The organism is Zymomonas mobilis subsp. pomaceae ATCC 29192, assembly GCF_000218875.1.
GTDB classification, from domain to species: domain Bacteria; phylum Pseudomonadota; class Alphaproteobacteria; order Sphingomonadales; family Sphingomonadaceae; genus Zymomonas; species Zymomonas pomaceae.
In genome coordinates this window covers 254618-272655 of sequence record NC_015709.1, presented here as the reverse complement: position 1 = coordinate 272655, position 18038 = coordinate 254618, and the positions used below count along the sequence as shown (strand labels likewise).

Annotated in this window: 20 protein-coding genes; 15 read left to right on the top strand and 5 right to left on the bottom strand. The window is 42.5% G+C overall.

Going from position 1 to position 18038, the window contains the following annotated elements; all coding sequences use genetic code 11:
• Positions 1-80: 80 nt before the first annotated feature.
• The 6 genes from pstC to ZYMOP_RS01180 all read left to right on the top strand — a co-directional run bounded on the left by pstC (position 81) and on the right by ZYMOP_RS01180 (position 8239).
• Positions 81-1040: a phosphate ABC transporter permease subunit PstC gene (gene pstC, locus ZYMOP_RS01205; protein WP_013933539.1), complete on the top strand. Its 960-nt coding sequence runs from the start codon at positions 81-83 to the stop codon at positions 1038-1040.
• Between the two features lie 9 nt (positions 1041-1049).
• Positions 1050-1886: a phosphate ABC transporter permease PstA gene (pstA, locus tag ZYMOP_RS01200; RefSeq protein ID WP_013933538.1), complete on the top strand. Its 837-nt coding sequence runs from the start codon at positions 1050-1052 to the stop codon at positions 1884-1886.
• A complete protein-coding gene (locus ZYMOP_RS01195) occupies positions 1886-2758 on the top strand; it encodes a phosphate ABC transporter ATP-binding protein (RefSeq protein WP_013933537.1) in 873 nt (290 codons plus the stop codon). The genes pstA and ZYMOP_RS01195 overlap by 1 nt, the downstream gene beginning before the upstream one ends.
• Before the next feature lie 348 nt (positions 2759-3106).
• Positions 3107-3889, top strand: a complete 783-nt coding sequence (purC, locus tag ZYMOP_RS01190) for a phosphoribosylaminoimidazolesuccinocarboxamide synthase (RefSeq protein ID WP_013933536.1) — start codon at positions 3107-3109, stop codon at positions 3887-3889.
• Positions 3890-4012: 123 nt separating this feature from the next.
• Complete coding sequence (parC, locus tag ZYMOP_RS01185; RefSeq protein ID WP_013933535.1) at positions 4013-6259, top strand: DNA topoisomerase IV subunit A; 2247 nt, start codon at positions 4013-4015, stop codon at positions 6257-6259.
• Positions 6260-6499: 240 nt separating this feature from the next.
• Positions 6500-8239 carry a putative bifunctional diguanylate cyclase/phosphodiesterase gene (locus ZYMOP_RS01180; RefSeq protein ID WP_013933534.1) on the top strand — a complete coding sequence of 580 codons (1740 nt, stop codon included), beginning with the start codon at positions 6500-6502 and terminating at the stop codon, positions 8237-8239.
• On the opposite strand, the gene ZYMOP_RS01175 is transcribed toward ZYMOP_RS01180, so the two are convergent.
• Positions 8215-9423, bottom strand: a complete 1209-nt coding sequence (locus tag ZYMOP_RS01175; protein WP_013933533.1) for a CCA tRNA nucleotidyltransferase — start codon at positions 9421-9423, stop codon at positions 8215-8217. The genes ZYMOP_RS01180 and ZYMOP_RS01175 overlap by 25 nt on opposite strands.
• 5 nt (positions 9424-9428) lie before the next feature.
• Positions 9429-9965, bottom strand: coding sequence for a GNAT family N-acetyltransferase (locus ZYMOP_RS01170; RefSeq protein WP_013933532.1), 537 nt, complete (start codon positions 9963-9965; stop codon positions 9429-9431).
• 413 nt (positions 9966-10378) lie between these two features.
• On the opposite strand from ZYMOP_RS01170, the gene ZYMOP_RS01165 reads away from it, so the two are divergent.
• Positions 10379-10846, top strand: coding sequence for a dihydroneopterin aldolase (locus ZYMOP_RS01165; RefSeq protein WP_252507429.1), 468 nt, complete (start codon positions 10379-10381; stop codon positions 10844-10846).
• 61 nt (positions 10847-10907) lie between these two features.
• Here ZYMOP_RS01165 and ZYMOP_RS01160 read toward each other — a convergent pair whose 3' ends face one another.
• On the bottom strand, positions 10908-11534 hold the full coding sequence (locus ZYMOP_RS01160; protein ID WP_013933530.1) for a superoxide dismutase: 627 nt from the start codon (positions 11532-11534) through the stop codon (positions 10908-10910).
• Between the two features lie 226 nt (positions 11535-11760).
• On the bottom strand, positions 11761-12846 hold the full coding sequence (gene pspF, locus ZYMOP_RS01155; RefSeq protein ID WP_013933529.1) for a phage shock protein operon transcriptional activator: 1086 nt from the start codon (positions 12844-12846) through the stop codon (positions 11761-11763).
• Between the two features lie 166 nt (positions 12847-13012).
• On the opposite strand from pspF, the gene ZYMOP_RS01150 reads away from it, so the two are divergent.
• The 8 genes from ZYMOP_RS01150 to ZYMOP_RS01115 all read left to right on the top strand — a co-directional run bounded on the left by ZYMOP_RS01150 (position 13013) and on the right by ZYMOP_RS01115 (position 17460).
• Entirely contained in the window at positions 13013-13537 is a 525-nt protein-coding gene (locus ZYMOP_RS01150; protein ID WP_013933528.1) for an energy transducer TonB, read from the top strand.
• Positions 13538-13546: 9 nt separating this feature from the next.
• Positions 13547-14212, top strand: coding sequence for a phage shock protein PspA (pspA, locus tag ZYMOP_RS01145; RefSeq protein ID WP_013933527.1), 666 nt, complete (start codon positions 13547-13549; stop codon positions 14210-14212).
• Positions 14213-14216: 4 nt separating this feature from the next.
• Entirely contained in the window at positions 14217-14489 is a 273-nt protein-coding gene (pspB, locus tag ZYMOP_RS01140; protein WP_013933526.1) for an envelope stress response membrane protein PspB, read from the top strand.
• A 38-nt stretch (positions 14490-14527) separates the two neighbouring features.
• The gene (gene pspC, locus ZYMOP_RS01135) at positions 14528-14911 is read left to right on the top strand and encodes an envelope stress response membrane protein PspC (protein WP_013933525.1); all 384 of its coding nucleotides are present in this window, start codon (positions 14528-14530) and stop codon (positions 14909-14911) included.
• Positions 14912-14964: 53 nt separating this feature from the next.
• Positions 14965-15201, top strand: coding sequence for a hypothetical protein (locus ZYMOP_RS01130; protein WP_013933524.1), 237 nt, complete (start codon positions 14965-14967; stop codon positions 15199-15201).
• Positions 15202-15325: 124 nt separating this feature from the next.
• A complete protein-coding gene (locus ZYMOP_RS01125) occupies positions 15326-16444 on the top strand; it encodes an MFS transporter (protein WP_013933523.1) in 1119 nt (372 codons plus the stop codon).
• 183 nt (positions 16445-16627) lie between these two features.
• The gene (locus ZYMOP_RS01120; protein WP_158498487.1) at positions 16628-17032 is read left to right on the top strand and encodes a SufE family protein; all 405 of its coding nucleotides are present in this window, start codon (positions 16628-16630) and stop codon (positions 17030-17032) included.
• The gene (locus ZYMOP_RS01115) at positions 17029-17460 is read left to right on the top strand and encodes a hypothetical protein (RefSeq protein ID WP_013933521.1); all 432 of its coding nucleotides are present in this window, start codon (positions 17029-17031) and stop codon (positions 17458-17460) included. Before ZYMOP_RS01120 ends, ZYMOP_RS01115 begins: the two co-directional genes overlap by 4 nt.
• A gap of 28 nt (positions 17461-17488) precedes the next feature.
• On the opposite strand, the gene ZYMOP_RS01110 is transcribed toward ZYMOP_RS01115, so the two are convergent.
• On the bottom strand, positions 17489-18013 hold the full coding sequence (locus tag ZYMOP_RS01110) for a J domain-containing protein (RefSeq protein WP_013933520.1): 525 nt from the start codon (positions 18011-18013) through the stop codon (positions 17489-17491).
• Between the last annotated feature and the right edge of the window lie 25 nt (positions 18014-18038).

Genomic DNA, 18038 nt, shown 5'->3' with positions numbered 1-18038 from the left:
TTCGCGGTTAAAAGCTATCATTTTTTCTTGAGGGTATTGGCTCGATATGGCTGGTGTTAAACGGGTGTTGGATTATTCTTATGAATAGCCATCCTTCACCCCCGACTTCTTCTTCTGATCGTGTTTTCAAATCCGATTCCTTGGGAGAAATGATTTTCCGTTCACTTTGTTTTTCAGCAGCAACCTTAACACTCGTTGCTATGGCCGGTATTATCGTAACACTTGCCATTGGTGGTTGGCCCGCTTTTAAAACTTTTGGTTTTAGCTTTTTTACCTCTAGCGAATGGAATCCGGTTTCCGAGATTTATGGGGCCGCCGGTCCCATAGTCGGCACGTTAATTACGGCCTTTTTAGCGCTTTTGCTGGCATTGCCTTTGGCGGTTGGAATCTCGGTATTTCTGGTAGAATTTTGTCCAAGACTATTAGCCCGCCCTATTGCTATTGCAGTTGAACTGCTGGCGGGTATTCCTTCCATTGTCTATGGGATGTGGGGGTTATTCGTTCTTGCGCCATGGTTTGCCAATTATATCCAATTCCCGCTTATCATGCATGTGCAACCCGATTCATGGTTGGGTAAGTTGGTAGCGGGCGTACCCAATGGCGCTAATATTCTGACAGCCTCTCTTATTCTGGCTATTATGATTTTGCCTTATATGGCTTCGGTGTTTCGAGAGCTGTTTTTGACTGTCCCGTCACAGGTAAGAGAAGCGGCCTATGGGTTAGGGGCTACGCCTTTTGAAGTTACGCATTCTGTCACGATACCTTATGTAAAACGAGGTATGATCGGCGTGATTATGCTGGGATTAGGCCGCGCCTTGGGAGAAACCATGGCCGTCACCTTTATCATTGGGAATACCCATGGATTCCCGCATTCTCTGTTTGATTCAGGCTCAACGATTGCCTCAACGATCGCTAATGAATTTACAGAAGCAACAAGCGAAATGCACAGTGCAGCTTTAACGGCATTGGGATTAGTCTTATTTCTAATAACTTTTTTAGTTCTGATCTTAGCCCGACTGCTTATTGGAAAGCGGACTTAGGGATTCTTTATGACTAGGATTTTTAAACGCCGCCTTGCCAATGGTATATTTATTACCTTGTGCACTTTATCCACGATTATAGCCTTAGGTATGCTTGCCCTTATCCTGCGATCTTTGATTGTTAATGGTATTGGTGGTTTGCATTTATCTGTTTTCACGCTCGACCAGCCTTCTCCCGGTGCTACCGGAGGATTACGAAACGCGATCATTGGCTCAGTTCTGATGTGTTTTATAGCTATGATTATAGCTGTAATATTAGGTATTCTGGCTGGAACATGGCTTTCTGAATATGGCGGTAATTCACGATATGGCAGCCTTGTTCATTTTCTGAATGATGTATTGCTTTCTGTTCCTTCTATTCTTGTAGGTCTTTTTATCTATGAGATTATGGTTCGCCCATTTCATGGTTTCTCGGGGCTTGCGGGCTCGGTTGCACTTGCCTTATTGGCAATGCCCATTGTAACCAGAACAACAGAAGATATGCTCCAACTGCAACCCGATACCTTGCGGGAAGCCGGTGTAGGATTGGGCGCTTCACAGGGCTTTGTTATCCGTTCAATTATTTGGAAAGCGGCAGCGCCGGGCCTTTTAACAGGCGGGTTATTAGGCTTTGCACGGATTAGCGGAGAAACGGCACCCTTGTTGTTTACCGCACTTGGTAATCAATTCATGACACTGAATATAACAGAACCCATGGGTAGTTTACCAACGACAATTTTTCAGTTTGCCATGAGCGCTTATGACGACTGGCGCAGTTTAGCATGGGTCGGGGCGCTGTTAATAGCGATGGCCGTTTTAACTATCAACATAGTAGGGCGTGTGATCGCTGAGGGGAAGGGCAAGTAATGGCTAACGAACAACAGGTCATAGATAAAGAAGAACAATTTATCGATCCCCCAAAAGTCGAGGGTCTGAATCTGGAAGCCCGTAATCTGGATTTTTATTATGGGACTAAGCAGACGCTTTTTAACGTCAATCTACCCGTTGAACGTAATAAAATAACCTCTTTAATCGGCCCTTCAGGCTGTGGTAAATCGACCTTGCTCCGTGTTCTAAATCGTATTTATGAACTTTATCCCGAGCAATATGCCGTGGGCCGCGTTTTGTTAGATGGAAAAGATATTTTAACCGGTCGGAATACGCTTAGCCGACTAAAAGCGCGTGGAGATCAAGAAAAAATCATCCCTTCTGAATCCGATATTTCACAAATACGGGCTCGTATCGGCATGGTTTTCCAAAAACCGACCCCTTTCCCGATGTCGATTTACGATAATGTGGCGTACGGTGTTCGGTTGCATTTCCGAAAATCTCGCCATGAAATGGATGAAATTGTAGAAAGAGCGCTCCGCCGTTCTGCGCTGTGGGACGAAGTCAAAGATAAACTGCGCGCCTCCGGTCTCAGCCTTTCTGGTGGTCAGCAGCAGCGTCTTTGTGTGGCACGCGGTATTGCCGTTGAGCCAGAGGTCTTATTATTGGATGAGCCAGCGTCTGCTCTCGATCCGGTTTCAACGGCACGTCTTGAAGAAACCCTGATGGAATTAAAGAGTGACCTTAGTATTGTGATTGTTACGCATAATTTACAGCAGGCCGCGCGCATTTCTGATTATACTGGCTTCATGTATTTAGGTAAAATGATAGAATTCCGGCCAACGGATCGCTTATTTGCGCGACCGAAAACCCGTCGCGCGCGGGACTATCTGACCGGAAGGTTTGGATAGCGTCCCGACTTTTTAAAGAGGGCTTCAATCGAAATGTCATAGCGCTTTATAAAATACTGACTTTTGCTATCCTAGCTAGGCGATAACCTAGCCTTTTTCTGTTATTTTATAAAATAATAATTTTTTTGTAAAACTTAACAGTTGTAGCAATTTTTTTAGTAAAAAATTCTAATTTTATCCCGATATATGGGCAGGATAAATAATCAGAAACTTTATCCTGCGTTGTTTGCGCATGAACCTTTTCTCAGCTATAAACGCACCCTAATTGGAATAAATACGGTTTTATTCCGTGCCTTGCCTTTTTCGGACACAGGATTCCTCCTGTTCCAATTTCGGAGAAGCTAATTCATGTCCCGTCGTCGTCAAATTTATGAAGGCAAAGCCAAAATTCTTTATGAAGGGCCTGAGCCCGGTACAATCATTCAATATTTTAAAGATGATGCTACTGCATTTAACGCTCAAAAAAAAGGAATGATAAGCGGTAAAGGTGTTATCAATAACCGCGTATCGGAACATATTTTTACATTACTTGCTGGTATCGGTGTTCCAACCCACTTTATTCGTCGGTTGAATATGCGCGAACAACTTGTCAAGCAGGTCGAAATTATTCCGATCGAAGTTGTTGTTAGAAATGTTGCTGCGGGATCGCTCAGTAAAAGACTGGGAATTGAAGAAGGCACACAGCTACCGCGCACCATTATTGAATATTACTATAAAGATGATGCCCTTGGTGATCCCATGGTTGCCGATGAACATATCGCCTGCTTTGGTTGGGCTACCCAAGAAGAAATGCGTGATATTGCGGATATGGCTATCCGTGTGAATGACTTTATGAGCGGCCTTTTTGCGGCCATTAATATTCGGCTTGTGGATTTTAAACTCGAATTTGGTCGTATCTGGGAAAATGACTATGCCCGGGTTCTGTTGGCCGATGAAATCAGCCCTGATGGCTGTCGGTTATGGGACATGATTACTAATGAAAAATTAGATAAAGACCGTTTTCGCCAAGATTTAGGGGGTGAAGTGGAAGCTTATCAGGAAATCGCCCGTCGATTGGGTCTGTTACCTGTAGATGCGGATACGGCGGTTTTGGATCTTGAATCCCATCGTAAAAATCGCGGTTTACAATAATATTTTGGGACAGGCAGGTTTTCCTGCCTGTCTGTTTCAACACTGGCGGTTTACTCTGTTTATAAGAACTAATTCCAAAGCGCCTCTCGCCACTCTGCTGCGATCCTGCTATTTCCTGCCGCTATGACCAGTTCTCCCGTTTCTGAACAAATCCACGAAGCCTTTTTTGATAAGGCTTTATCCGAGCGTTATCTTGCTTATGCCCTTTCGACCATAACATCACGTTCTCTTCCGGATATAAGAGACGGCTTGAAACCAGTACAAAGACGACTGTTATGGGCGATGAGGCTGTTGAAGCTTGATCCTGCCTCGGCTTATAAAAAATGCGCCCGCGTGGTCGGAGATGTTATTGGTAAATATCATCCCCATGGCGATCAGTCCGTTTATGATGCTATGGTGCGTCTCGCACAGAGTTTTGCCCTTCGTTATCCCTTGGTCGATGGTCAAGGTAATTTTGGTAATATCGATGGCGATAATGCCGCTGCAATGCGTTATACCGAAGCGCGCTTAACCGCTGCTGCCTATGATCTCATGGAAGGCATTGACGACGGGGCGGTTGACTTTCGTTTAACCTATAACAGTGAAGAGGAAGAACCTGAATTTTTCTCAGGCTTATTTCCAAATTTATTGGCCAATGGCTCAAGCGGTATCGCTGTTGGTATGGCGACATCTATTCCGCCTCATAATGTGGCTGAATTGATTGATGCTATTACGCATATGATTGATCATCCAGAGGCGAGCACAGAAGATTTACTGCAATTTGTAAAGGGCCCTGATTTTCCAACGGGAGGACAAATTGTCGATTCACGGGCCAGTATCAAGCACAGCTATAAGACAGGCCGCGGCGCTTTTCGTGTCAGAGCCCGTTACCAGATAGAAGATATTGGGCGTGGCGGCTGGATCCTTGTTATTCAGGAAATTCCTTGGCAGGTGCCAAAGTCACGATTGATTGAAGAAATAGCCGCTTTAATCAATGATAAAAAACTCCCTATTCTAAGCGATATTCGTGACGAATCTGACGAGACCATTCGCATCGTTCTGGAACCCCGCAGCCGCACAGTTGATCCGCAATTGTTGATGGATGGTTTGTTTCATTTAACCAGCTTAGAAACGCGTATCTCTCTTAATATGAACGTATTGAACTGTCAGCACACCCCTTGTGTCTTGGCGCTTCATGAAGTGATAAAAGAATGGTTAGGGCATCAATTTACCGTACTACAGCGGCGTGCCCATTATAGATTACAGCGGATTGATGACCGCATAGAACTTCTGGAAGGGTATTTGATCGCCTATCTTAATCTTGATCGGATAATAGAAATTATTCGCAATGAAGATGAGGTAAAACCCATCCTGATAACCGAATTCGGTTTAAATGATCGACAAGCTGAAGCTATTTTAAACATGCGTCTTCGTGCTCTAAAACGACTGGAAGAATTAGAAATTAAAACAGAACGCGATAGCTTAAAACAGGAACAGGCTGCGTTAGAAGCGTTGCTAGCCAGTGATACTCTACAGCGCAAACGTCTCAAATCTGATCTTGCTTTATTGCATAAACGCTATGGCCTTAAAACCAAACTAGGTGCTCGTCATACGCTTATAATGGAAGAAACGCCTGCCAAGGCCATCCCCCTAGATGCTATGATCGAGCGCGAAGCGGTGACGGTTGTTTTATCAAAACGAGGCTGGATCAGAGCTTTAAAAGGGCATGTTGATTTGAAATCGGCGGAGGCGTTGCGCTTTAAAGAAGGGGATGGCGCAGATTTTTCTTGTCATGCTTATACGACTGATCGCTTATTAATAGCGGCTAACAACGGAAGATTTTATACGCTTTTAGCGGATCGTTTGCCGGGTGGACGCGGTTTTGGTGAACCGATAAGATTAATGTTAGATATTGCCAATGATACCCAGATTATGGGGTTATTTCCTTTAGAGAAAAACGCTAAATTTCTAGTTATTAGCTCTGATGGACGTGGTTTTATTACAAATATGAGCGATATTAGTGCCGAAACCCGTAAGGGAAAGCAAATCGTTAAATTAAGAAAAGATCAGCATCTGGCCATTTTACGCCCTATAGATTCCTTGCATGATCATATTGCCCTTATTGGAGAAAATCGAAAATTATTGGTCTTTCCTCTGGCCGATATACCCGAATTATCAAAGGGCAGTGGGGTTCAATTACAACGTTACCGTGATGGTGGTCTTTCTGATGCTACAACATTTACCTTTGAACAAGGATTAAGCTGGCCTATGGGCGGAGAAACCGGACGGATAAGAACGGAATTAAATATGGTACCTTGGCGGGTCGCCCGAGGTGCAAGTGGACGGTTACCACCCGTAGGTTTTCCTCGAGATAATAAATTCGCTCTCTGACTGTAATAAGCGTTTTTCTTTTTTATTAACAATTATTTAATGTTTATCCAATATGGTGTCTTTACCATATTTATATAGTATGCGAATATTATATTGTTATTTTATTATTGGTAAAAATACTGGATAAAATAATAATTATTTATTCTATTAGAGTAATAGATATTAAAATTAAAATTATTGTTTTCATTTTTCATTCTGTATTGAATAATAGTTGATTGAAGGTCACTGGATAATCAGGTTATGGCTGAACATAATTGGAAAATAACCGGTGTAATGGAAAGTGACCCCGTTCAGTTGTCCGATACCATCAATGCTTGGCAACAAAGCTACTTGAATGCATTGCCTTTCCCCGCTGCCTCCATTGTTTTTAGAAACAAAAAGCCAGTAGTTTTATTTTGTAACGCGGCCTTTTCTGAAGTTGCCAGTGCACGGAAGCAACCCAATCTTTCGGCTTCTGAAGAAGATAATACCGTTCACCTCCATCCAGAACTCGTGGCTGCGCTTGAATATATGCCGCCATCGCTTAGAAAGCCCTATCAATTTGATTGGATGCCGCCGGGCAGAGAAAAAAGATGTGTTTATCAGATAAAAGTGACAGCGATGGAGAACCCGATAATAGGAGAAACCTGTTATCTGATGCTTCCTATCGATTGCACGGCGACTGCCGAATTGCATACAACTTTACGGACAAAAATCTTAAGGGATAGTTTAACAGGTCTTCCTAATCGCATAGGTTTTTCGCGATTATTGGATGATGTCATTGCCATGGATGATGGCAATTCACCTGTTGCGGTTATTGCCATTGACCTTATCCGCTTTAGTCGGATTAACGAAAGTATGGGGTCCCTTGTCGGCGATGAATTGCTGGTTTCTGTGGCAAGACGTCTGACCTCAGCGTTAAGACCTGGTGATCGGTTAGGTCGAATCGGGGGCGATCAGTTTGGTATTCTGTTGACTCTTAACCATGGGACATCGGATGTTTGGCATACAGCCCGTCGGATTAAAGCTTTGATGTCGACGCCGTTCAATCTGGCCAATCTTAAGGTTAAGGTAAATTGTGCTATTGGTTTTTCCTTGATGGATGATCGGATCGAGGTTTCCGAAGACCTCTTGAGAGATGCCCAGATAGCCTTAAAACATGCCAAAGAAAGTGACCATGTAGAGGTTTATAATGTCGGTGAGGCCAGTGCTTTACGGAAAAGATTTAGTCTAGAAACGGATCTTAGACGGGCTATCGATAATGGAGATCTTCATTTAGCCTATCAGCCTATCATTTCGCCTTATAGCAAACGGGTGGTTGGTTTCGAAGCGCTGGCACGTTGGGATCATGCCGAACTGGGGCCGATTTCTCCGGCAGAATTTATTCCTGTCGCAGAAGAATCCGGTTTGATTATTCCTTTAGGGCGATGGGCCTTAGAAAAATCAATCTATACTCAACAAGATTGGGATAAGCAGGCCGGTTTTGCCTTACCGATACGGGTTGCTGTTAACGTATCTGCATTACAGCTTATGCGTGATAATCTTACAGAAGTAATTAACAGCCTTAGCCGTCAAGTAGGTTTAAATGGCGAGCGTTTGACATTGGAACTAACTGAAAGTGCTTTGATGCGCTACCCTGAACAAAGCATCAGTGTTATCAACACAATGCATGAATTAGGTATCAAAATCTCTATGGATGATTTTGGAACAGGGTATTCCTCGCTTTCTTATTTAAAAACCTTTCCTATTGACCATCTTAAAATAGACCGTAGTTTTATTGCTAATCTAGCAGAAGATAAAACCGCCGTTGCTATTACTCGTGCGATTATCAGTATGGCTTCGACCCTTTCTATTAAAACGGTTGTAGAAGGGATCGAAACCGCTGAACAAGACAAAATTATCATGGATTTAGGGTGTGATTATGCTCAAGGTTTTTACTTTTCTCGCCCACTACCCGCAGATGAAGCTATAGCTTATTATTTAGCGGCTAATAAAAACTGATCAATTGCTTGATCCGCTTTTTGATGAACCCATTCAGCTTCTGGAAAACCAGCCTCTATCCATTGTTGTTGAATACCCTGTAGCGTGGTCGCGACGATAGGGCCAGCGGGTAAACCTTTCTTGATAAGATCTCCCCCTTTAAGGGGAAAAACAGGACATTCCCAATCCTGCAATAAAGACATCGTAGAGGGTAGGGCATCCTCTTCCCTAAAAAGGACTATATGTCCTATTGCCGCTTGTTTGCCAATTTTCCATGCCAAAGCACAAGGCGCATCTTGGGTGGGGGTTAAAAGGGCTATTAAATATTTTTTTTGCTCTTTTGAAAAACGCAATCTCTGTGCAATAGATCGCCCTAATTCAGGATCTTCAGGTAAAAGCGCCGCAAGTCGTAAAAGAGGATCCCCTTTTACTGAATAAGCTTTTTCCCGTTCTAACAAACGTTTCAGTTGTTTCAGGCTATTATCCCTTATTTCAGGTATAATCGGCGTAAAAATGCCCGACTGAATCATCAACGTAATGATAGCCAAGGGTGCAGGGAGGGCTAATATTTTTATTAATTCACTGGCAATGCGTTCTCGAGACAAGGCCATTAAATCATTCGCACGTTTAATACAGGCCGCTAAAGAAGCCGCATCGGGGATCCCTCGTCCAAAGCGCGCCTGAAAGCGGAAATAACGTAAAATTCTTAAATGATCTTCTGCAATTCTCGTTTCAGGATCACCTATGAAACGGACACATCCAGCTTCAAGATCCGCAATACCCCCAAAATAATCATGTATTAAGCTGCTATTAGGTTCGGCATAAAGCGCATTAATAGTAAAATCACGCCGCATCGCATCATCCTGCCAGCTATCGCTATAAGCAATGGTGGCATGCCGACCATCTGTCGAAACGTCCTTCCTTAAGCTGGTAATTTCGACTGGTCCCGAAGGCAAAACTGCAGTGACCGTTCCATGCTGGATACCCGTCGGAACAGCTTTAAAGCCGGCATCCTTAATTAATTTGACGGTTTCTTCTGGGTGATGGCGGGTCGCACAGTCAATATCGCTGACAGCGGTCTTTAATAAACTATCTCGGACGCCCCCCCCGACAAAGCGGATCATCGAATCGCCACCAAAAACATCTATCAAATGTCCAAGGCCGTTGTGATGACGCCATGACGCATCGGGTAGATAGATGGACATAAAAATCAGGCCTTTTTTGAAGATAGAATCAATACATCCGGTTCTACAATACCGGCACGATTTTGGAGACGGGGGGACGTTAACCGTGCTAGTAACCGCCGTTGTTCGACAGGCCCCGGCAAACGCCATCCTTTTGTTTCATCAGCAGAAAAACCGAAAAAACGATCATAATATTCGGGGTCCCCGATGAGCATAATCGCATCGCTACCTCTGATCTCACTGCTATCGGCAATGTCTAAGCTATGCTGAACTAACTTTTGTCCTAATTTTTGCCCCTGATAACTAGGATGAACTGCGACAGGCCCTAATAAGATCATCGGTAATTTTTGACCATTCAGACAAGAAAGACGGACAGGCCAGCATTGAATGATGCCTTGAAGCGTTGTCCCTTGAACGGCAGCAAAAGATAGTTCAGGAATAGCGCTTACCCCTTCTCGCAAGCGATAAGCGGTTCGGCTTCGGCGGTCTTTACCAAATCCGATGTCCAACAAGTCCTCAATCGCTTGTGCATTAATATCAGTTAAAGGAATAAGCGTTGTCACTCTTTAATTGGCCTTATCTCATACAAGGAAAATAGATTTTTTCCTTACAAGCCGTGCTTGTAAAAGGCTTTTTTTTATTTCGGAACGATTCTCTTCCTATAAAGAAAAAATTTTAGAGTAATTTAAACGCCTTTATTCTAAATATTTATCCCCAGAAGAAGGCATTACCCTGTGGATAAGATTGGGGAAAAGCCCAAAAACTCCTTATTTTTAGGGCGCTTTCTTGCATTGCCTAATTTTTAATCACATTGGGGGAAAGCCTTTTTAAATAACATTATCTACCCTAAAAATAGACTAATATATCGTGCCATCTCTCTTTTATTTTGGCCTTTTGGTCTCGGCACGTATTAGCCTTTGACAGGATGACTTCACCTGATTTCATGCACGCGCTATGATGGCATCAAATAATTTTGATGATCTCCATGATTACAAAATTGCCTGAAAATTTTGAGGTTATTATGAGCGACACTATCTTTAATCCCAAAGCCGCACGCGGCCTTATTCCGGATTATTTATCACCGAAAAGCTATAGACTGCATATCGAAGATCTAACCTTGATGGCAGGAATTGGCTTTCACCATCACGAGCTTGATAAATCACAGCGTATTCTTGTCACTATTGATATAGAACTCGATAAAGTGGCTTTACCTGATAGTGATAGTATCCAAAATAATTTTTGGAATTATGACTATATTCACCAAACATTATTAGATTTGGTCAAAAACCGTCGCTTTAATTTACAAGAAACTTTAGCTCAGGAAATCTATGCTTTAATCGCAGCGAGAGCCCATGTTCGGTATATTCGTGTCCTTACTCGTAAACCGGATGCTTATTCAGATTGCCAATCGGTAGGCATCGAATTATCTAATTTTCCACGTTAAAATTAAAAAATGCCGGCCTGAAATCAGACCGGCATAAGTTACGGCTATTTTAATTTTTTAATCAACCTTGTTTTAAATCGCCTCGACTGACGCCTTCACCATCAAGGTTTTTCGCGACGAATTCCCAATTAATAATACTGGAAAGGACTTCCTTTGCGTATTTGGGACGCGCATTCCGATAATCGATATAATAAGCATGTTCCCAGACATCCAGTGTCAGCAGAGGCTTAACCGTTCCATGCGCTACGGGAGTATCACCATCATGATAAGAAGTAATGGCCAGTTTTCCATTTTCGAGAACTAACCAAGCCCAACCACTACCAAAATGCCCGACGGCTTCTGCTGCCAATTTTTCTAACAGGCTTTCAGTAGAACCAAAACTTTCTTCAATTAAAGAGGCCAGTTTCCCACTGGGTTTTTGACCGGCTTTTGCAAGGCATAACCAGAAGAAATTATGATTCCAAGCCTGCGCTGCGTTATTGAATAAGCCTTTGTCTTTTGTATCGACGGCTTTTTTAATAACCTCAACAAGGGTTAAGCCTTCAAGCTTTTTTTCTTCAATCCAGCTGTTAGTTTTATCGATATAGGCCTTGTGATGTTTTCCATGATGATATTCCAGCGTTTCAGCTGACATATAAGGATCAAGATCTTTGGGGCCGAAGGGCAAATTAGGTAAAGAAAAAGCCATAATATTATCTCCTAAATCGATAGGCTGGCGCGAAAACCTTTTGTTTAGAGAACGCATCAACTGCTAAAAAGTTACCATTTTTCACATAATGAAAGACGTTCTCAATAAGAACAAAGAGTAAGCTTTGCTTTGTTAAAAATTATTATAATTCAGATAGTTATATATTTGATTTTAGGAAACTAAAATTTTCAAAACGGGTATTCTCTTTTTCAATAACAGTAATTGATTATCTTTTATCTTTATTGGGTTTCTCTTTAGAAAGGTCCCTTTCCTTGGAAAGTAAATTATGCCGTTTTAAAAGATGTCGGAGTTGATCATAGCTTAATTGTAGAGCCTGCGCCGTAGCGCGCTGATTGTAATGATGTTGTTGCAACGCTTTTTCCAAAAGATGACATTCGTAAGCTTGGCAAGCCGTCCGTAGATCTGAACATTCAGATGAAAAAGACAATTGTGTTAGGGGTGAAGATGCCTGTTGAGAAGGGCTCACCGGATTTTCTTTGACTATGTCAGTTTGCAATTTTTTGATGTGATGAGGCCGCCAAGGAGAGGCAAAAGGATCAAGGATAATAGTATCGACAGGTCGATTTTCATCATTCCATCGATAAAGACTACGTTCAATGACGTTCCGTAATTCGCGTATATTTCCGGGCCAGTTATAGCTGGTTAGAATTTCAGTCGCTTTCTTGGAAAAGCCTAACCATTGCTGCCACTCTAATTCTGAGGCCATACGGCGGCCAAAATGATCGGCTAGCAAGTGAATGTCTTCTTTCCGTGCCCGTAAAGGGGGCAAGGTTATCACTTCAAAAGAAAGACGATCCAATAAATCAGCACGGAAGCGACCTGTTTCCGCTAAGGAAGGTAAATCTTCGTTCGTTGCGGCTACAATGCGTACATCAACATGAATAGAACGGCTGGCCCCAATACGGCTTATTTCTCCATATTCGACAGCGCGCAACAAGCGCTCCTGTGCCGATAGAGAGAGAGTTGCGAGTTCATCCAAAAAAAGAGTGCCGCTATCGGCCTGCTCAAAGCGACCAGCCTTGGCACGAGTAGCACCCGTAAAAGCGCCTATTTCATAACCAAATAATTCCGCTTCGATTAGATTTTCAGGCAAAGCAGCGCAATTAATCGTGACGAGAGGGGCAGACCAGCGCGAAGAGAGCCGATGTAACCGTTCTGCAATCAATTCTTTTCCGGTACCTCTTTCACCAATTACCAAGACAGAACGATTTAATCCGGCTGCCCGACTGGCTTGTTCTACCGCATCCAAAAAGGCCGCTGATTGCCCTATAACGAAAACATTTTTATTCATACCTAAATATTAGGAAATTTGACCAATAAATAGCAATAAATACTATTATGCTTTTTTAAAATTTTTGCATTTTTATAATAAGTTATTGATTGAAAAAGATAAAATAAATTTGGCATAGCTGATGCAGAGCTTGGGATATTAAGGATATATATCAAGGATCTCTAAAATGCCTTCTCTCAAAAGCTTTTGCTGCCGCTCTAAAAATAGAGTAAAAAGGATAGGCTTTGCTTATGCTATTGTTATCATATTAGCGAAGCCCGCTTTTGCCTTCACACCCGCCCATGACCTTGAAAAATGGCAACAAACCGTAAGTTATAACCTTAATGCGACCATTCATGAAACGGTGAATGATCAGGCTAATGATGGTTTACGCGTAAGCGTCATTGGCCTGACCATTGATAAAAAAGGCCATCCTTCCGATATTCATATGGTGCAGTCAGCGGGTAAACTTGTTTTAGATAAAGAAGCGATGCGGGTAGCGGCTACGCTGTACTATCCCCCTTTACCCGATAGCCTTCATAAGGCAGCGCAAAAAATTCATATTAAAGTGCTTTTTGATGCAGATACGCAAGAATTAGCAGATGTAAATAGCCGAATAATTCAGCAGGATACAGAACAAAATCGGGCTTTTGCTTCACGCCTTGAAACAGAACAATTAACCCTGAATGAAACGCAATACGAAAAAAGATAAGGATTAGAAATGGGCATATTTTCCAGAACGCGTGATATTGTTGCTGCCAATGTTATGGACATTTTAAATCGCTCGGAAGACCCCGAAAAAATGATCCGAATGATCATTTTGGAAATGGAAGAAACCCTTATTGAAGTCAGGGCTTCTGCTGCAAAAACGATTGCAGACCAAAAAGAAATTCAACGGCAGATCAATCGCTTAAAAAAGATTGAAGTTAATTGGCTAGAAAAGGCAGAAATTGCTTTAAATAAAGGGCGAGAGGACCTTGCGAAAGCGGCCTTGGTCGAAAGACACAAAGCGGGCGATCTTATCCGAGATCTCGCTGAAGAAGAATCGAGCCTTAATGAGACGCTCAAAGCGTCGGAAGATGATATTACCAAGCTTCAAAACAAGCTGAATGAAGCGCGTAGTCGTCAATCAGTATTGGCTACCCGATATACGGGTGCCAAACATCGTTTAAAAATGCGGGAGCTTTATAATGGTTCGCACACAGAAGAGGCTTTCGCGCGCTTCGAGACCCTTGAAAGACGGGTCGATCATGCAGAAGGTCGAGCAGAAGCCGCGGGTATCCGTAGTTTGTCACTGGAAGAAGAAATAGCAAGCTTACAAGGTGATGATAAAGTTGAAAAAGAACTGTCCGAATTAAAGGACCGACTTCAACATAAAAGGGGGTAATTAAATGGAATCCATCATCGTTCCAATCGGGGTATGCTTTATGTTGTTTATCGGCATACCGTGGTTATTTTTACATTATATTACCCAATGGAAAAAATCATCTGGCATCAGTGCTGCCGACGAGCAATTAATAGAAGAATTATATGAAAGTGCCTGTAAACTGGAAGAACGCTTACAGACAATTGAACGCATTATCGCAGCAGAAAATCCACAGTCAGGGGTACAGGTTCCCCCTTTTGAAAAAGATCTTTCTAGACCAATTTTTAACGAAAAATGACTAAATATGCCGATTATTTTCTAAAACAGGGGAAGAAAATGTCTTTTCGACGCACAAAATTCTATCGTGATAAATATCATGGGAAAATATTAGGGGTTTGCGCGGGTATCGCTGATTATACTGGACTTGATGTTACGGTTGTTCGGATTTTAACCGTCGTTGCCACCCTAATAGGGGGCTTTCCATGGACGGTTATCGCCTATTTTGTCACAGCATGGCTTAGTGAAAATAAGCCCTTCGAGTTATCGGAGATGGATGGCGATGAAACCCGTTTTTGGCAGGGGGTCAGGACTAAACCCCGTGTTAGTTTGCGCAGTGTGAAGGGTCGCTTTCGCGATATGAATCATCGGCTAGCGAAAGTCGAAACCTATATCACCAGTCAAGATAGACGGTTGGCGAAGGAAATTGATAATCTCCGCTAAAATATCATAGAATATATTCTCTTAAATTTTTCCTTTAAAATAAGGATAGTAGGATGATTTCATCTCATCTGATGATCATTATTATTGTAGCGCTCGCCATTACCGGAAGTATTATTAAATCCCGTTCTCGTCATACTAGCCGACTTGGAGACATATCGGAGGACCCTTCTCTTAAAGAGATGCAAAAAGAGATTACAACCTTAAAAGAGCGTGTTGCTGTCCTAGAAAGAATTACGACTGATAATCATCGTACTATTGCCTTGGATCGGGAAATTGACGCATTGAACTAGAGGTAGGATTCTAAAGTAAAATAAAATTAATAGTCCATTTTATTTTTCTAAGATCTTGATTTATTTAATCTTTATATTTTTAAATTTTAAAAATAAAAACAAAAAATATTTTTAAGGATTTGCCATGAAAAGCGAGAGAATCGCGACGGCAACAATGTTTTTTCTTCTTGGAAGCGCAATTTCAATATGGGGGGCCTTAATCCCTTTTGTCAAAAAGCACGCCGCTATTTCAGACGGGCAATTGGGCTATCTTTTGTTATGTTTAGGCTTGGGGGCCATTCTTTCGCTACCCATGGCAGGTAGCATGGTTGCGCGTTTTGGATGCCGTTTGGTTATCACTCTCGGTGTTATTGTTACTGTGGTTATCCTACCTTTTATTGCAACCTTATCCTCTCCTGTCTTGCTAGGTTTAAGCTTATTAATTGTGGGTGCTGCTGTTGGTGCCGTTGATGCCGGCATGAATATCCATGCTATTATTGTCGAAAAACGCGCTAAACGCCCTATTCTTTCAGGGTTCCATGCTTTGTATAGTATTGGTGGCGCGGCAGGGGCGGGCGGCATGGCTCTCATTTTTTCAAAGGCATTTCCGCCTTTGGCGGCGGCGATCTTATGCTCGGTTGTTCTTTTTTGTCTGTTAGCAGCAGTTTGGAAATTTTTGTTACCTGTTAAAGGCGAGGGCAATACTGGCTCGTTTTTTTCTATACCAAAAGGCATGGTCTGGCTTTTAAGCGGTATGTGTTGCGTGGCCTTTCTTGCAGAAGGCGCAGTGCTTGATTGGGGAGGTATTTTTCTGACTTCAATCCGAAAAGTATCCGTTGAACAGGCGGGATGGGGATATGCCTGTTTCTCGACACTTATGACCTGTGGCCGATTATTCGGTAATAAGATTATTGAAAAACTGGGTAGTATGCGAACAGTTTTTTTAGGAAGCCTTTTGGCTATGGTAGGTTATCTGATTGTGATTTTTATGCCTGTCGTTTCTGCGACCTTCATCGGATATGCCCTTATTGGTTTAGGATGTGCCAATATCGTTCCGATTGTTTATAGTACGGCCGGACGACAAACTATCATGCCCAGCCATCTTGCGATTTCAGCTGTGACAACAGTAGGATATATGGGCGTTTTGGCAGGTCCTATTTTAGTCGGTTTTATTGCTAATCTTGCCGGTTTAAAAATATCCTTTTTCCTGATTGCGTTTCTGTTAAGCGGGGTCGCTTTTTTCTCACAAAAAATACATGTTTAAATTGATTAAAAAAAAGCCTTATCGATCACCCTATCAAATCGAGAAAAAAAGAAGGTTTATTCAACTGTGGGTAAAAGGGCATAGCATTGATAATTTTATCACAATAATCCAATTTATATTGCTATTTTATGCTATTTATTGCCATAAAAGATATATCTTTCCTTAACTGAATAAATGCATCTTATGACCAATCTTACTGATTTAGAAGAAGAATACAGCTTTCTTGAAAGTGATGACCGTTATCGTTTGCTTATTGATCTGGGGCGGCGACTTGAAGAAATGCCCGAAGCTTTAAAAACAGAGGCAACCAAGGTTAAAGGTTGTTCTGCATCGGTCTGGGTCTATCCGACCCGAAAAGAAGACGGAACCCTTCATTTTCTGGCTGACTCTAATGCGGCCATTACAAAAGGTATTATCGCCTTGGTTCTATTAGCGGTTCAAGATAAAGCGCCGTCTGCTATCGTCGAGACCGACATCGAAGCTTTATTAGCGCCCTTTGATCTTAAAAATCAGCTGAGTTCTAATCGCACTCAAGGTATTCCCAATATGATTGCCCTTATCCGTGCTACAGCGGAGCGCTATCAGTGATATTATCCAGCCTTTTGCTTTTATCAGCACCGCCTGTTGCTTCTCAGGCAGTACCGATACCTATGGAAGAAAACAGCCACCCCACGCAAAAATCTCGAAGGGATGACGGTTTTTACATTGGAGAGGTGAAAATTGATCCAACAGAAATTATTGATGCCCGAGCCCTACCGCAATTAAAAGGCAATCCGGTTATTATGCTCACACTGACCGGTGAAGGTACTGAAAAACTGACAGATGCCACGGCTGGTAATGGTTTTAGTCAGATGATTGAGATTAGATTCAAAGGTAAAATGCTTAGTCAGCTTGTTCTGGGAAGTCCTATCAGTGACAATGTATTAACCTTTTCTGTCCCTTTGACCTATCAGCAAGCGCAAAGCATTGCGGCTGATATTGCCCAGAAAAAACCTTTACCAGAATCAACGGATTAACTATTTTTCTATTATTAAAGTGCCTTTTTTAAAGGCTACCCCGTTCTTCTCTGTTTCTCAATAAATCAAAAGCAGCCTGAATGGCCTGAAAGCGCTTAGCGGCTTCCTCATTACCTCCATTAAGATCAGGATGCCATTTTTTAGCCAAAAGACGCCATTGTATTTTAATGGCTTCGAAATCGGCATCGACTTCTAATTCTAAGACTTTAAGAGCCTGAATAACTTCGTTTGAACGGCCTGATGCTGATCCTTCCCAACTGTAACTTGAATAGGCATACCCCGTCGATTGGCTTTTTTCTTCGGCCTGTCGCTTGGCGGCTTCTTCTTTGGATAAGCCGGCAAAATAATCCCAACCGCGGTTATATTCGGTGACATGCTCTTCGCAGAAATACCAACGTTCAGGGCTGTTGGGTGATTTCGGGGCTGGGAAATTGCCTGGAAGAGTACAACCTTCACGGTCACACATCCGCACCTTCTGGGCAGCATGATTAGTATCGGTATAACCGCGCCAACGAGGAAAGCCCCAGTCACGGGATTTTGTATATCGAGCCATAATAATCCGCTCAGCGTAAGAATTT

Bases quoted from the DNA above. Each gene is read 5' to 3' on its own strand.
- ZYMOP_RS01110 (WP_013933520.1), bottom strand. From the start codon at position 18,013: ATGGCTCGATATACAAAATCCCGTGACTGGGGCTTTCCTCGTTGGCGC.
- ZYMOP_RS01165 (WP_252507429.1), top strand. From the start codon at position 10,379: ATGATCTCCATGATTACAAAATTGCCTGAAAATTTTGAGGTTATTATG.
- pspF (WP_013933529.1), bottom strand. From the start codon at position 12,846: ATGAATAAAAATGTTTTCGTTATAGGGCAATCAGCGGCCTTTTTGGAT.
- pspC (WP_013933525.1), top strand. From the start codon at position 14,528: ATGTCTTTTCGACGCACAAAATTCTATCGTGATAAATATCATGGGAAA.
- ZYMOP_RS01125 (WP_013933523.1), top strand. From the start codon at position 15,326: ATGAAAAGCGAGAGAATCGCGACGGCAACAATGTTTTTTCTTCTTGGA.
- ZYMOP_RS01120 (WP_158498487.1), top strand. From the start codon at position 16,628: ATGACCAATCTTACTGATTTAGAAGAAGAATACAGCTTTCTTGAAAGT.
- parC (WP_013933535.1), top strand. From the start codon at position 4,013: ATGACCAGTTCTCCCGTTTCTGAACAAATCCACGAAGCCTTTTTTGAT.
- ZYMOP_RS01175 (WP_013933533.1), bottom strand. From the start codon at position 9,423: ATGTCCATCTATCTACCCGATGCGTCATGGCGTCATCACAACGGCCTT.
- ZYMOP_RS01160 (WP_013933530.1), bottom strand. From the start codon at position 11,534: ATGGCTTTTTCTTTACCTAATTTGCCCTTCGGCCCCAAAGATCTTGAT.
- ZYMOP_RS01150 (WP_013933528.1), top strand. From the start codon at position 13,013: ATGCCTTCTCTCAAAAGCTTTTGCTGCCGCTCTAAAAATAGAGTAAAA.
- ZYMOP_RS01180 (WP_013933534.1), top strand. From the start codon at position 6,500: ATGGCTGAACATAATTGGAAAATAACCGGTGTAATGGAAAGTGACCCC.
- ZYMOP_RS01195 (WP_013933537.1), top strand. From the start codon at position 1,886: ATGGCTAACGAACAACAGGTCATAGATAAAGAAGAACAATTTATCGAT.
- ZYMOP_RS01130 (WP_013933524.1), top strand. From the start codon at position 14,965: ATGATTTCATCTCATCTGATGATCATTATTATTGTAGCGCTCGCCATT.
- pspB (WP_013933526.1), top strand. From the start codon at position 14,217: ATGGAATCCATCATCGTTCCAATCGGGGTATGCTTTATGTTGTTTATC.
- pstC (WP_013933539.1), top strand. From the start codon at position 81: ATGAATAGCCATCCTTCACCCCCGACTTCTTCTTCTGATCGTGTTTTC.
- pstA (WP_013933538.1), top strand. From the start codon at position 1,050: ATGACTAGGATTTTTAAACGCCGCCTTGCCAATGGTATATTTATTACC.
- purC (WP_013933536.1), top strand. From the start codon at position 3,107: ATGTCCCGTCGTCGTCAAATTTATGAAGGCAAAGCCAAAATTCTTTAT.
- pspA (WP_013933527.1), top strand. From the start codon at position 13,547: ATGGGCATATTTTCCAGAACGCGTGATATTGTTGCTGCCAATGTTATG.